Raw genomic sequence first — 12,398 nt, 5'->3', positions numbered from 1 at the left:
TGCTGCAAACCCGAGCTTTCACGTGAAAGCTCGGGTTCAGGGCAGGAGGTCGGGGAGGCGGTGGCGGGGGACGTCCACCAGGCGGAGGTTCGTGAGGTCTTCGGGGACGTCGAGGGAGACGTTCGCCAGGCGGGCGTGGGCTCGGGTCAGGACCTCGTCCTGGTGCTCGATCGCCTCCGCGACCACCACCGCGTGCCGGTTGTCCGGGGTGCTCCGCAGGTACCGCAGGGTGTACTTGCCCCGGACGAGTGACGCGAGCGCCTCCTGGGAGACCTGATCCGCCAGGTCCGGGTGGGCGTTGGGCACCAGCAGGGCCAGGCGGCGGGCGTTCGTGCCCAGCAGCGTCCGCAGCAGCCACGGGCCCGGGTCGGCCGAAAGGTCCATCGCGACCGCGTCGCCCTCCGGCCCGGAGATCGACCAGTCCACCGGCCGCGACTCCGGCGAAAGCCCGCCCGCCGCGGCGATCTCCCGCAGCTTCTCCAGCAGCGCCGGCTTCGTCCCGGCGGCCTCCACCGACTGCGGCCCGTGCGTGTAGATCGCCTTGCCGCTGCGCATCTTCTTGGCCTTCGCCGTCGGCTGGCAGACGTACAGGTCCGCCGCGCTGCCGATCGCCTGCGCCCCGAAGTAGCGGTTGAAGCCCGGCAGGATCGCCTCGAACGTCAGCCCGAGCGTCGCCAGCGACCGCTGCACCTGCGCACCCAGCGCCGGGTGGCGCGGGCTGTAGCCGTAGGCCAGCAGCAGCCGTCCCTCGCTCGGCTCCCGCAGCGCCTGCACCCCGCGCGCGGCGAACAGCCCCATGCCTTCGGGCGTGTACGGCGGGTCGCTGAACACCAGGTCGAAGCCACCCCCGAGTGACGGCGGCAGGCCGACGCGCAGGTCCGCGTGCACGGTCCGGATCTCGCGGCCGCCGCGCTCGTCGAGGTAGGCGAGCACCCGCTCGTCCAGGTCGACGACCGTGAGCGACGCCGACGGGCAGACCGCCCGCACCGCCAGCGACGTCAGGTCGTGGTCCCCGAGGAACAGCAGCCGCGCCGAGGTGAGGTCGTACTGCGCGTCGAGCCAGAGCGCGCGGCGCAGCACGGTCTCCGGCGTCGCCTGCACGTGGTCGAGCGCGGCCAGCGGCGAGGGCACCTCGGCGACCCACTCGGCGACCTTCGGCAGCGAGTCGTGCGTGGCCACGGCTTCGTCGAGCGGGTCGGCGTAGCGCGGCGCGTGGTACTGCAGGTACGACGCCGCGACGCCGGGGGCGATCCGCAGGCGGTCGCCGCTGCGGTCCAGGTCGTCGCCGAGGGCGGCGAGGACGGCCTCCACGCTGCGCCGCGGGGCGGTCGAGAGCCGCACCAGCTCGCCGAGGTCGTGGTCGCCGGTGCGCAGCAGGTCGAGGACGCGGTACAGCGGGCGGACGCCGACGCCGTGCGCGGCGAGGACGTCGTCGAGTGCCTTCACAGGCCCTGAGCCTAGTGGCCACCTGCCGGAACAGCGTGCCAACCACCACGGACTCGGCTACGGTCGGTTGCACCGGGACATGGGGAGTGGCAGTGACCATCGAATTCCGCGACGTGACCAAGCAGTATCCGGATGGGACGGTCGCCGTCGACAAGCTGAACCTCACGGTCGAAGACGGCACGATCACCGTGTTCGTCGGCCCGTCCGGCTGCGGCAAGACGACGTCGCTGCGGATGATCAACCGGATGGTCGAGCCGACCGCCGGGCAGGTGCTGCTCGACGGCAAGGACGTCGCCGAGGGCGACCCGGCCCTGCTGCGCCGGGGCATCGGCTACGTCATCCAGCACGCCGGGCTCTTTCCACATCGGACGGTGCTGGACAACATCGCCACCGTGCCGCTGCTGTCCGGCTGGGACAAGGGAAAGGCGCGCAAGCGGGCCGCCGAGCTGCTGGAGATCATCGGCCTGCCGGTCGAGCTCGGCAAGCGGTACCCGGCCCAGCTCTCCGGCGGCCAGCAGCAGCGCGTCGGCGTCGCCCGCGCGCTCGCCGCGGATTCCCCGGTGCTGCTGATGGACGAGCCGTTCTCCGCCGTGGACCCGATCGTCCGCGAAGACCTGCAGAACGAGCTGCTGCGGCTGCAGTCGCAGCTGGGCAAGACGATCGTGTTCGTCACCCACGACATCGACGAAGCCGTCCGGCTCGGCGACAAGGTGGCGGTGATGCGGGTCGGCGGCAAGCTCGCCCAGTACGGCACGCCCGCCGACGTCCTGCGGCACCCGGTGGACGACTTCGTCGCGTCGTTCGTCGGCCGGGACCGCGGCTACCGCGGCCTGTCGTTCCTCTCCGCCGACGGGGTCGAGGTCAAGGAGCTGGAGCTGGTCGAGGTCGGCTCCACCGTCCCCGCGAGCGACGGCTGGCGGCTGGCGGTCAACACCGAGAAGCAACCGCGCGGCTGGCTGCCGCCGAACTCCACTGTGGACGGTCCGCTCGGCGAAGACGACCTCGTGGCCGGCGGTTCGCTGTGGGTGCGGGGAACGCCGATCCGCGGTGCGCTGGACGCGGCGCTGTCCTCGCCCGCCAGCCTCGGCGTTGTCGTCGACGAAGACCACCGGGTGCTCGGCGCCGTGGTCGCGCGGCAGGTGCTGGACGTGATCGAGGCGTCCCCGCAGGCGTCATGAGCTTCTTCGACGAGCTCGGGCGCTACCTGGGCAGCGGGAACAACCGCGGTCAGATCCTCGGTGATCTGGGCGACCACGTCTACCTGGCGCTGCTCCCGCTGGTGCTGGGCATCGTGCTGGCGATCGCGGCGGGCTGGCTCGGCCACCGGTGGCGGCCCGCCCGGCAGGTGCTGACGGTGCTGGCCAACCTGCTCTACACGATCCCGTCGCTCGCCCTGTTCGTGGTCATCCCCGGCCTGATCGGGTCGAAGATCCTCGACAGCGTCAACGTCGTCGTCGCGCTGACCGTCTACACGACGGCGCTGCTGGTCCGGCCCGTGCTCGACGCACTCGACGCGGTGCCGCCGCCGGTGATCGCGGCCGCCACCGCCGTCGGGTACAAGCCGGTGCGCCGGTTCTTCGCCGTCGAGCTGCCGCTGTCGGTGCCGGTGCTGGCGGCCGGCGTGCGGGTCGCGGCGGTCAGCAACATCAGCCTGGTCAGCGTCGGCGCGCTGATCGGCACCGGCGGGCTCGGCGTGCTGTTCACCGACGGCTTCCAGCGCGAGTACTTCTCCCCGATCGTGGTCGGCATCGTGCTGACGCTGCTGCTGGCGCTGGTCGTCGACCTGGTGCTGGTGGGCTCGCGAAACCTGCTGACGCCGTGGACCCGGGCGGGAGCCGCATGATCACCGATCTCGTCCGCTGGTTCGGCGACCCGGCGCACTGGTCCGGGCCCGACGGCGTCCCGCAACGGCTGCTGGAACACCTCGGCTACACGGCGTTGTCGCTGGTCATCGCCCTGATCATCGCGGTGCCGCTTGGCCTGTTCGTCGGCCACACCGGCCGCGGCGGCGTCGCGCTGGTGAGCGCGGGCAACGCCATCCGCGCGCTGCCGACGCTGGGGCTCGTCACGTTCCTGTTCCTGCTCTTCACCGAGAGCGTCACCTCGACGATCATCGGGCTCGTCGTGCTGGCCGTGCCACCGGTCCTGGCCGGCACGTACGCCGGGCTGCAGGCCACCGACCACGGCGTGGTCGACGCCGCGGAAGGCGTCGGGATGACCGGCTGGCAGCGGCTGTGGCAGGTGGAGGTGCCGATCTCGTTGCCGCTCGTGCTCGGCGGCATCCGCAACGCCGTGCTGCAGCTCGTGGCGACCGCCGCGGTGGCCGCGTACGTCGGACTCGGGGGCCTGGGCCGGTTCCTGCTCGACGGACTGGCCATTTTGGACTACACCGAGGTCATCGCCGGCGCGCTGCTGACGACGTTGCTGGCCATCGTCCTCGACCTGCTGTTCGCGGTGCTGAACCGGGCACTGGTGCCCCGGGGCGTCCGGCTCGCGGCGGCCGTGAAGAAGGTGGCGGCGTGAAACGCCTGGTCTTGCTGGTGGTTCTGGTGGTGGCGGCCGGCTGCGGCAACCCGCTCGCGGGCGGCGGCGAAGGCGGCACGTCGGGGGACATCATCATCGGCGCGTCCGACGTCGGCGAAAGCCTGCTCCTGGCGCAGATCTACGCCGGGGCGCTGCGCAACGCCGGTGCCACGAACGTGACCGTGCGGCCGCCGGTCGGCAGCCGCGAGGTTGTCGTCAAGGCGCTGCAGGACAAGTCGCTGTCGGTGGTGCCGGACTACAGCGGGAACCTGTTGCGGTACTTCGACAAGGACACCACCGCGACGACGTCGCAAGACGTCTACGCGCAGCTGCGGCAGCAGGTCCCGCCCGGGTTCGAGGTGCTGGACCAGGCGCCGGCCGAGGACAAGGACCTGCTCGTCGTCGGCCCGCAGCTGGCCGCCTCGGGGGTGAAGACGTTCTCGGACCTGGGGCGGCGCTGCCGCGACCTGGTGTTCGGCGGCCCCGGCCAGTGGAGCAGCCGCTGGAAGGGCAAGATCAAGTCGCTGTACGGCTGCGAGTTCAAGGAGATCCGCACGACCGACACGGGCGGCCCGGTGACGGTGGCCGCGTTGAAGTCCGGTGACGTGCAGGTGGCGGACCTGTTCAGCACGTCGTCGACGATCGCGGCGAACGGGTTCGTGCCGCTGGTCGACGACAAGAACATGTTCCCGGCGCAGAACATCGTGCCGCTGGTGGCGCGGGGAACGCTGTCCCCGGCCGAGGTGGCGGCGTTGAACCGCGTGTCGGCGGCGCTGACGACTTCGGAACTCACGCGCCTCAACGTCGAGTTCACCGAGGAAAAGCGCAACCCGCTGGACATCGCCGAGGACTTCCTGGCCCGGTCCTAGTCGAGGGCCAGTTTCACGCCGAGGCCGATGAAGATGCCGCCGGTGGCCACCTCGATCCGGCGCTGGTTCTTCTTGCGGCGGACCCACCCGCCGATGCGGCCGGCGAGGACGCCGACGGTGCCGTCGACGAGGAACTCGAACACGATCATGATCGCGCCGAGCACGGCGAACTGCAGCCAGACGTGGCCTTTGGCCGGGTCGATGAACTGCGGCAGGAAGGCGATGGTGAAGGTGACCATCTTCGGGTTGAGCAGGTTGGTCAGCAGGCCGCTCAGGTAGGCCCGGTCGCTTTTCCGTTCGACGAGCGGCTTGCGGTTCCGGATGGCTTGAACGCCGAGGTAGACGAGGTAGGCGGCACCGGCGACGCGGACGACGGTGAAGGCAACGGGCACGGCGGCGAAGAGCGCGGCCAGCCCGGCCGCGGCGACGGCGACGTGGATGGCCTCGCTGGTGGCGACCCCGGCGGTGGCGAGCAGCCCGGCCTTCGGGCCGCCGCGCATGCCGCAGCCGAGGATGAAGAGCATGTCCGGGCCCGGCGTCACCATCGCGATGGCGGTGGTGACGAGGAAGGCCAGAAGGAGGTGCTGGTCGACCGGCATGGCCTCGATCCTGGCACGCCGGTCGCGGTGCGCGAACTCCTTTTCGGCTCCCGGGGTCTCAGCCGCGCACGGCCGCCGCCACCCGAGCCGCGTCCTCGATCGCCTGCTCCGGGGACTCCTCCGGTAACGGCAGCAGCACCACCGAGCCGCTGCCCGCCTCGTGCAGCGCCCGGACCGCCGCCGCGCATTCGTCGACGTCGCCGCAGATGGCCAGGCGGTCGATCCACTCCGGGCGCAGACCCGCCGCCAGCTCGTCCACCGTGGACGTCGAATCCATCAGCGCCAGGAGCTCGGACGCGAACGGCAGGCCCTCCACCTGCACCCGCGACCCGGGGTTCAGGGATTCCGCGACCGTCCGGCGCGCTCGCTCGCGGTCGCCGAGGGCCAGCCAGTTGTACGTCACCACCGCGTGGTGCGGCGGCGCTCCCTCGGCCGCCCGGCCCGGGGCGATGCCTGCCAGCGCCGTGCGGACGAACTCCGGCGGGGCCGGCTCGGCCAGGATCGTCCCGTCCGCCGCCGCGCCCGCCACCGCCAGGGACTTCGGGCGGCGGACGCCCGCCACCAGCGGGGGCGGCGATGCCGGCGGGAACACCAGCTCGACCTCGTCCAGGTGGACGTGCCTGCCGTTCATCGAGACCCGCTCGCCGGCCAGCAGCCGGCGGACCGCCAGCAGCGTCTCCTCCAGCGCCGCCAGCGGCGACTCCGGGTACGCGCCGATCTGGCGCATCCAGGACGCCACGCCGTGCCCGAACCCGGCGATCAGCCGGTCCGGGTGCAGCTCGGCCAGCGCCGCGATCTCCATCGCCGCGACCGCCGGGTTGCGCGCCACCGCCGGCAGCACGCCGATGCCCACCTTGATCGTCGACGTCACCGCCAGCGCCGTCGCGGTCGTGGTGATGCCGGCCGCCCAGAAACAGTCCTCGACCAGCCAAACCTCGTCGAGGCCCGCGTCTTCGGCCTGGCGCGCGAGGTCGCGCAGCTTGGCCGGCGGCTGCTCGCGGTTGATCCGGACACCCACGGACGCCTGGGGCTCGTACATGCGCAGTCTCCCTGTTCAGATCCGTGAGAACGCCGGCGCGTATTCGAACGCGCCGGCCTGGGTGGGTTCGTACGCGGCCAGCGTCCGCGCCTGGAAGTACCGGCCCCACTGCGGGTCCGGGGCGGTGATCGACAGGTCCGACGCCGTGACGAACCCGAACCGCGAGTAGTAGGCGGGCTCGCCGAGCAGGACGACCAGGCCGTAGCCCAGGGCGTCCGCCGCGGCGACCACGGCGTGCATCAGCGCCGAGCCGGCGCCGGCGGCCTGGTGCTCGGGCCGCACGCCGAGCGGGCCGAGGCCGACCGCGGCCGTCGTGTCGTCGCCGAGGCGGGCCCGGCTGCAGCACACGTGCCCCACGACGTTCCCGTCGCGGACCGCCACGAGTGACAGCGCGTTGATCAGGTCGCCTTCGGCCCGCAGTTCGTCCACGAGCGGCGCCTCGATCGGGGTCACGCCCTCTTCGCGCCGGAACGCCGCGCTGTGGACGGCGTGGATCGCGGTCCGGTCGGCGGCCGTCTCGCGGCGGATCAGCATGATCGTCACCTTGCCGTGAACCGGTGGCGGTCGGCAATCGATTTCGGGTGAACCGCCCGCCCTCGCCGCGCGAATGGCCTAGTGTCCGGTTCGTGCAGCAAGGACCCCAGTACCCGTATCCGCCGTACCAGCAGCAGTACCCGGGCTACCCGCCGCCGAAGCCCGGCGGGAAGACGGCGTTGATCGTCGTGCTCGTCGTGGCCGGGGTGCTCGTGCTGGCCGGGGCGGGCGTCGGCGCCTTCTTCCTGCTGACGGCGGACCACCAGCGGTCCACGGCCGCGCCGCCTTCGACGTTGGTGGCGGGTGAGCCGGACAAGTACACCTCGCTGCCGCGGTGCAGCGAAGTCGGCAGCCGGATGAACAACCTGCCGCCCCTGTCGAGCGACGCCCCGGCGGAGCCGGCGAGCACCTCGGACGACAAGATCCAGCTGTCCCAGCTGAGCTGCTCGTGGACGCAGTCCGGTTCGTCGTCCGGCACGGTGTCGATGATGCTGGCGAAGTCGCTGCAGCCCGGCTCGGGAGCGGGGCCGGGGTACGCGAAGGCGGGCTACGACATCGAAGTCGACCGCGGCGCCAAGCCGATCACCGAGAAGATCGGCCGGGCGGCGAAGGCGGCGGACGTCGACTACGACCAGAGCGGCACGATGCAGTGCGGCGTGCGGTTCTACCAGGGCAACGTCGACGTGACCGTGATCGTCACGGCGGCCGAGAAGACGGACCGGAACATCGAACGGTGCCGGCGCAACGCGCACAGCCTGGCCAAAGCGGCCTCGGAATCCCTCAGCTGAAACACGACGAAGGCCTCCTCACCGGCGAACCGGGAGGAGGCCTTCGTCATGCTTCAAGCGATCAGTCGAACGCCTTCGAGATCAGCGCCTTCTGCTCGACCTCGTGCACCTTCGACGAACCGGCCGACGGAGCCGCCATCGGGCGGCGCGACACCACCTGCAGGCCCGAGAGCACCTCCGGGAACTTCCGGGGCAGGTTCAGGCCGAAGAACGGCCACGCACCCTGGTTCTCCGGCTCCTCCTGGACCCACGCGACCTGCGTCGCGTTCGTGTACCGCTCCAGCGCCGCCAGCAGCTTCTTCTTCGGCAGCGGGTAGTACTGCTCGATCCGCACGATCGCGACGTCGTCGGCCTCGCGCTTCGTCCGCTCCGCCACGAGCTCCCAGTACAGCTTCCCGGAGGTCAGCAGCACCTTGCGGATCTTCGCCGGGTCCGGCGTGACGTCGTCGATGACGGACATGAACCGGCTCTCGCCGGTGAAGTCCTCGGTCGCCGACGTCGCAGCCTTGTTGCGCAGCATCGACTTCGGCGTGAAGACGACCAGCGGGCGCTGGATGCCGTCGAGGGCGTGGCGGCGCAGCAGGTGGAAGTAGTTCGCCGGGGTGGACGGCACCGCCACCGTCATCGAGCCCTCCGCGCACAGCGAGAGGAAGCGCTCGATGCGGCCGGACGTGTGGTCCGGGCCCTGGCCCTCGTGGCCGTGCGGCAGCAGCAGCACGACGTCCGAGCGCTGGCCCCACTTGGCCTCGCCCGAGGAGATGTACTCGTCGATGACGGTCTGCGCGCCGTTGACGAAGTCGCCGAACTGCGCTTCCCACATCACCAGCGACTCGGGGTTGGCCACCGAGTAGCCGTACTCGAAGCCGACGGCCGCGTACTCCGACAGGGCCGAGTCGTAGATCATCACGCGGCCCTGGCCGTCGGCCAGGTTCTGCAGCGGCGAGTACTCCTGGCCCGTCTTGCGGTCGATGAACACCGAGTGCCGCTGGGTGAAGGTGCCGCGCCGCGAGTCCTGGCCGGACAGCCGGACCAGCCGGCCCTCCATCGCCAGCGACCCGAACGCCAGCAGCTCGCCGAACGCCCAGTCGATGTCGCCTTCGCGGGACATCTTGTGGCGGCGCTCCATGACCGGCTTGACGCGCGGGTGCGGGGTGAAGCCGTCCGGCACGTTCACGAACGCGTCGCCGATGTGCTCCAGCGTCTCGCTGGTGATCGCCGTCGCGACCTTGGCCGGGACCTGCTGCTCCTCCTCGACCGAGGGGCTCGCCTTCGCCGGGTGCTTCTCCAGCTCCCGGACCTCGTTGAAGACGTGCTCCAGCTGGCTCGAGAAGTCGCGCAACGCGGCCTCGGCCTCTTCGACGGAGATGTCACCCCGGCCGATCAGCGACTCGGTGTAGGTCTTCCGCACCGAACGCTTGGTGTCGATGATGTCGTACATCGCCGGCTGCGTCATCGACGGGTCGTCGCCCTCGTTGTGGCCGCGGCGGCGGTAGCAGATCAGGTCGATGACGACGTCCTTGTGGAACGCCTGCCGGTACTCGACGGCCAGCTTGGCCACCCAGTGCGCGGCCTCCGGGTCGTCGCCGTTCACGTGGAAGATCGGCGAGCCGATCATCTTCGCGACGTCGGTGGCGTACTGCGACGAACGCGAGTGCTCCGGCGCGGTCGTGAAGCCGACCTGGTTGTTGACGATCACGTGCACGGTGCCGCCGGTGCGGTACCCGCGCAGCAGCGACAGGTTCAGCGTCTCGGCGACGACGCCCTGGCCCGCGAAGGCCGCGTCGCCGTGCATCAGGACCGGCAGCACGGTGTAGCCCTCGCCGCCCTTGTCGAGGATGTCCTGCTTCGCGCGGACGATGCCCTCGAGCACCGGGTCGACCGTCTCCAGGTGGGACGGGTTCGCGGTCAGCGACACCTTCGTCTCGCCGTCGCCGAACATCCGGAAGTACTTGCCCTCGGCGCCGAGGTGGTACTTCACGTCGCCGGAGCCGTGCGCCTGGCCCGGGTCGAGGTTGCCCTCGAACTCCTGGAAGATCTGGCTGATCGGCTTGCCGACGATGTTGGCCAGCACGTTCAGGCGGCCGCGGTGCGGCATGCCGATGACGACCTCGTCGAGCTCGTGCTCGGCGGCCTTGTCGAGGATGGTGTCGAGCAGCGGGATCGCCGTCTCGCCGCCTTCGAGGGAGAACCGCTTCTGGCCGACGTACTTGGTCTGCAGGAACGTCTCGAACGCCTCGGCGGCGTTCAGCTTCGAGAGCACGTACTTCTGGACCGCGGGGTCCGGCTTCTCGTGCGGGATCTCGACGCGTTCCTGGATCCAGCGGCGCTCCTCGGGGTCGAGGATGTGGGTGTACTCGATGCCGACCGTGCGGCAGTACGAGTTGCGCAGCACGCCCAGGATGTCGCGCAGCTTCATCCGCTCCTGGCCGGCGAAGCCGCCGACCGGGAACTCGCGGTCGAGGTCCCAGAGGGTGAGACCGTGGGACAGGACGTCCAGGTCCGCGTGGCTGCGCTGGCGGTAGTTCAGCGGGTCGGTGTCGGCCATCAGGTGGCCGCGCATCCGGAACGCGTCGATCAGCTCGATGACGCGGGCGGTCTTGTCGACCGGGCCGTCCGGGATGTCGGCGACCCAGCGGATCGGCTCGTACGGCAGGCGCAGGCTGGTGAAGACGTCGTCGTAGAAGCCGTCCTCGCCGAGCAGCAGCTGGTGGATGCGCTTGAGGAACTCGCCCGACTCCGCACCCTGGATGATGCGGTGGTCGTACGTCGAGGTCAGCGTCATGATCTTGCTGATGCCGAGGTCGACCAGCGTCTTCTCGCTGGTGCCCTCGAAGGCGGCCGGGTACTGCATGGCGCCGACGCCGATGATGGCGCCCTGGCCGGCCTGCAGGCGCGGCACCGAGTGGTTGGTGCCGATGCCGCCCGGGTTGGTCAGCGAGATCGTGGTGCCGGCGAAGTCGTCCGCGGTGAGCTTGTTGTTGCGGGCCTTCTTGACGATGTCCTCGTAGGCCTGCCAGAACTGCAGGAACGACATGTCCTCGACCGACTTGACCGAGGCCACGACGAGGTTGCGGGACCCGTCCTTGCCCTTCATGTCGATCGCGAGCCCGAAGTTCACGTGGTCCGGCGTGATCGCGAACGGCTTCCCGTCGATCTGCTGGTAGTGCCGGTTCATGTTCGGGTAGTTCTTCAGCGCCCGCACCATGGCGTAGCCGATGAGGTGCGTGAAGGAGATCTTGCCACCGCGGGTGCGCTTGAGGTGGTTGTTGATGACGATGCGGTTGTCCGCCATCAGCTTCGCCGGGACCGCGCGCACGCTGGTTGCGGTGGGGACGCTCAGCGAGGCGTCCATGTTCTTGGCGATGGCCGCCGCGGCACCGCGCAGCTGCTTCGACTCCGGCTCGTCCTTGGCCTGCGGCTTGGCGTCGGCCTTGGGCTCGGCCTTCGCGGCCGGCTTCGGCGCGGCCTTCGCCGGGGCCGCCTTGGCCGGGGCCGCCTTCTCGGGGGCCGGCTTGGCGGCCGACGCCGTCGCCGACTGCTTGGCCGCCGACTCCGCGTTCTGCACGGCCTTGGCCGAGGGCTGCGCCGCCTGGCCGTTCGCCGCCGGCTTGGCTTCGGCCTGCTTCTGCCGGGCGGTGTCCGCCTTGGCCTGCGCGCTCTGCGTCGGCTTGAAGTCCGCGAAGAAGTCGTGCCATGCGGCATCGACTGAGGAAGGGTCGGCGAGGAACTGGTCGTACATCTCTTCGACCAGCCACTCATTGGGGCCGAACTGTGACGCAGGGCTGCTGCTGGACACGGCTGGGGCTCGCCTCTATCCGTCTCGATCTCGATCTTGAATCCGATGATGCGCCTACCAGGCTAACCCCCTCGGTGACCGCGATGTGATGGAACCGGCCTGTGTGAGGCGAGGCGCACTAGGGTATCGGTCACTGACTCGATCAAGATGTGCTAAGGGAACCTTAAGCGCCGGACCCGGTACAGGGTCCCTAACCCGTGGCCCCGATCGCCTGGGCCAGGTCTTCGCCGAGCGGGTACGGCGGCTCGTACGGCACGAGCTTGACCGCCAGGTGGAGCTGATCGGTGGCCAGGAGCCCGGCGATGTCGCGCACGATCGGCGTCACATCGGTGATGGCGGTGATCCACTCGCCGACGTAATGGTCGACGGCCTCGCCACTGAGGGTGAGCCGGATCGCCTGGAAGTTCAGCGCGGTGTGGTCGAGGTCTCGCTCGGCGTCCCACTGGATGAGCACCGGGCCGGGGTGGGCCAGCGCCCACTCGAAGCCTTCGCGGGTGAGGTCGACCGCCAGGACGCGCTCGTGGCCGAGCTTGCGCCCGTTGTCGCTGCCGTAGGCGGCCAAGCGGAACGACGGTACGACCGGCACCGTCCCGCCCCGCTCGAAGGCCTGCTTCTCGAGCGCCACGTCGGCGACGGCGGGCGAACAGGCCTGGTAGACCCGGACGGTCGTCTCCGTCTGCGCCGCGCGGACCTGCCGGTCGGGAACCCGCTTCTCTTCGAACATGCCCACCATGCTCCCAGCGCCCGCCACGCCGGGCCACGAACTTCGTGCGCAAGAGGGCATCACGCGTGTCTGGAGGGGCA

11 protein-coding genes are annotated in these 12,398 nt (G+C 70.6%); 5 read left to right on the top strand and 6 right to left on the bottom strand.

Annotation, left to right across the window (positions count from 1 at the left end):
- Positions 1-36: 36 nt before the first annotated feature.
- Entirely contained in the window at positions 37-1,446 is a 1,410-nt protein-coding gene (locus Q5425_RS38855; RefSeq protein ID WP_308677416.1) for a bis-aminopropyl spermidine synthase family protein, read from the bottom strand.
- A gap of 92 nt (positions 1,447-1,538) precedes the next feature.
- Between Q5425_RS38855 and Q5425_RS38850 the strand changes: the two genes are divergently transcribed.
- Genes Q5425_RS38850 through Q5425_RS38835 form a run of 4 tightly spaced genes read left to right on the top strand, consistent with a single transcriptional unit; the run spans position 1,539 to position 4,838 of the window.
- The gene (locus Q5425_RS38850) at positions 1,539-2,624 is read left to right on the top strand and encodes an ATP-binding cassette domain-containing protein (RefSeq protein WP_308677415.1); all 1,086 of its coding nucleotides are present in this window, start codon (positions 1,539-1,541) and stop codon (positions 2,622-2,624) included.
- On the top strand, positions 2,621-3,289 hold the full coding sequence (locus Q5425_RS38845) for an ABC transporter permease subunit (protein WP_308677414.1): 669 nt from the start codon (positions 2,621-2,623) through the stop codon (positions 3,287-3,289). The genes Q5425_RS38850 and Q5425_RS38845 overlap by 4 nt, the downstream gene beginning before the upstream one ends.
- The gene (locus tag Q5425_RS38840; RefSeq protein WP_308677413.1) at positions 3,286-3,969 is read left to right on the top strand and encodes an ABC transporter permease subunit; all 684 of its coding nucleotides are present in this window, start codon (positions 3,286-3,288) and stop codon (positions 3,967-3,969) included. The genes Q5425_RS38845 and Q5425_RS38840 overlap by 4 nt, the downstream gene beginning before the upstream one ends.
- Positions 3,966-4,838 carry an ABC transporter substrate-binding protein gene (locus Q5425_RS38835; protein WP_308677412.1) on the top strand — a complete coding sequence of 291 codons (873 nt, stop codon included), beginning with the start codon at positions 3,966-3,968 and terminating at the stop codon, positions 4,836-4,838. Before Q5425_RS38840 ends, Q5425_RS38835 begins: the two co-directional genes overlap by 4 nt.
- Here the strand turns inward: Q5425_RS38835 and Q5425_RS38830 are convergent.
- From Q5425_RS38830 to Q5425_RS38820, 3 genes are read right to left on the bottom strand one after another with little or no spacing between them, the layout of a single operon-like run.
- Positions 4,835-5,437 carry a LysE family translocator gene (locus tag Q5425_RS38830; RefSeq protein WP_308677411.1) on the bottom strand — a complete coding sequence of 201 codons (603 nt, stop codon included), beginning with the start codon at positions 5,435-5,437 and terminating at the stop codon, positions 4,835-4,837. The genes Q5425_RS38835 and Q5425_RS38830 overlap by 4 nt on opposite strands.
- Before the next feature lie 58 nt (positions 5,438-5,495).
- Positions 5,496-6,476, bottom strand: a complete 981-nt coding sequence (locus Q5425_RS38825) for an LLM class flavin-dependent oxidoreductase (protein WP_308677410.1) — start codon at positions 6,474-6,476, stop codon at positions 5,496-5,498.
- A 15-nt stretch (positions 6,477-6,491) separates the two neighbouring features.
- The gene (locus tag Q5425_RS38820; RefSeq protein ID WP_308677409.1) at positions 6,492-7,010 is read right to left on the bottom strand and encodes an N-acetyltransferase; all 519 of its coding nucleotides are present in this window, start codon (positions 7,008-7,010) and stop codon (positions 6,492-6,494) included.
- A gap of 92 nt (positions 7,011-7,102) precedes the next feature.
- Here Q5425_RS38820 and Q5425_RS38815 point away from each other — a divergent pair, with 92 nt between their 5' ends.
- Complete coding sequence (locus tag Q5425_RS38815; protein WP_308677408.1) at positions 7,103-7,798, top strand: hypothetical protein; 696 nt, start codon at positions 7,103-7,105, stop codon at positions 7,796-7,798.
- Positions 7,799-7,859: 61 nt separating this feature from the next.
- Here Q5425_RS38815 and Q5425_RS38810 read toward each other — a convergent pair whose 3' ends face one another.
- The gene (locus Q5425_RS38810; RefSeq protein WP_308677407.1) at positions 7,860-11,594 is read right to left on the bottom strand and encodes a multifunctional oxoglutarate decarboxylase/oxoglutarate dehydrogenase thiamine pyrophosphate-binding subunit/dihydrolipoyllysine-residue succinyltransferase subunit; all 3,735 of its coding nucleotides are present in this window, start codon (positions 11,592-11,594) and stop codon (positions 7,860-7,862) included.
- Between the two features lie 190 nt (positions 11,595-11,784).
- Positions 11,785-12,318 carry a DUF4291 family protein gene (locus Q5425_RS38805; protein WP_308677406.1) on the bottom strand — a complete coding sequence of 178 codons (534 nt, stop codon included), beginning with the start codon at positions 12,316-12,318 and terminating at the stop codon, positions 11,785-11,787.
- Between the last annotated feature and the right edge of the window lie 80 nt (positions 12,319-12,398).

It is taken from the genome of Amycolatopsis sp. A133, assembly GCF_031082405.1.
Taxonomy (GTDB): domain Bacteria; phylum Actinomycetota; class Actinomycetes; order Mycobacteriales; family Pseudonocardiaceae; genus Amycolatopsis.
This window is presented reverse-complemented; position numbering and strand designations above follow the sequence as displayed.

Excerpts from the sequence above, each read along its gene's own strand:
- Q5425_RS38820 (WP_308677409.1), bottom strand. The coding sequence starts at position 7,010 with ATGCTGATCCGCCGCGAGACGGCCGCCGACCGGACCGCGATCCACGCC.
- Q5425_RS38825 (WP_308677410.1), bottom strand. The coding sequence starts at position 6,476 with ATGTACGAGCCCCAGGCGTCCGTGGGTGTCCGGATCAACCGCGAGCAG.
- Q5425_RS38845 (WP_308677414.1), top strand. The coding sequence starts at position 2,621 with ATGAGCTTCTTCGACGAGCTCGGGCGCTACCTGGGCAGCGGGAACAAC.
- Q5425_RS38840 (WP_308677413.1), top strand. The coding sequence starts at position 3,286 with ATGATCACCGATCTCGTCCGCTGGTTCGGCGACCCGGCGCACTGGTCC.
- Q5425_RS38805 (WP_308677406.1), bottom strand. The coding sequence starts at position 12,318 with ATGTTCGAAGAGAAGCGGGTTCCCGACCGGCAGGTCCGCGCGGCGCAG.
- Q5425_RS38830 (WP_308677411.1), bottom strand. The coding sequence starts at position 5,437 with ATGCCGGTCGACCAGCACCTCCTTCTGGCCTTCCTCGTCACCACCGCC.